The organism is Actinacidiphila sp. bgisy145, assembly GCF_057708125.1.
Genome location: NZ_JBYIRL010000130.1, coordinates 1 through 638, shown reverse-complemented (window position 1 = coordinate 638; position 638 = coordinate 1). Strand labels below are relative to the sequence as shown.

At 74.3% G+C, this 638-nt stretch carries 2 protein-coding genes; both read left to right on the top strand.

The annotated features are described in order from the left end of the window. A partial coding sequence (locus AC3ERT_RS36615; RefSeq protein ID WP_435179509.1) for an adenylyl-sulfate kinase occupies positions 1 to 222 on the top strand: 222 nt, incomplete at its 5' end. 17 nt (positions 223 to 239) lie between these two features. Further along, on the top strand, positions 240 to 638 hold a 399-nt coding region (locus AC3ERT_RS36610), incomplete at its 3' end, for a phosphoadenosine phosphosulfate reductase domain-containing protein (RefSeq protein WP_435179511.1).

The following is a 638-nucleotide window of genomic DNA, read 5'->3' as shown; positions in this document are numbered from 1 at the left end:
CTCGAGGTCCATGTGGCCGCGCCGGTCGAGGTGTGCGCGCGGCGCGACGTCAAGGGCCTGTACGCGCGCCAGGCCGCGGGGCAGCTGACCGGCCTGACCGGTGTGGACGACCCGTACGAGGAACCCGCCGCGCCCGACCTGCGGATCGCGTCGCAGCACCGGACGGTGCCGGAGTCCGTCGCGTCGGCGTACGCGCTGCTGACCGAGCGGGGACTGTCGTGAACGCGCCGCGCACCGGGGTGCCGGGCGGCGGCCGGGGCGCGGGCGTGGGCGCCCCCTTCACGCTGACGCACCTGGACGTGCTGGAGTCCGAGGCGGTGCACATCTTCCGCGAGGTCGCGGGCGAGTTCGAGCGGCCGGTGATCCTCTTCTCCGGCGGCAAGGACTCGATCGTGATGCTGCACCTGGCGCTCAAGGCGTTCGCGCCCGCCGCGGTGCCCTTCCCGCTGCTGCACGTCGACACCGGCCACAACTTCCCCGAGGTGCTGGACTTCCGCGACCGGACCGTCGCCGCGCACTCGCTGCGGCTGCACGTGGCGAAGGTGCAGGACTACATCGACGACGGGCGGCTGCGCGAGCGCCCCGACGGCACCCGCAACCCGCTCCAGACGGTGCCGCTGACCGACGCCATCCGCGCC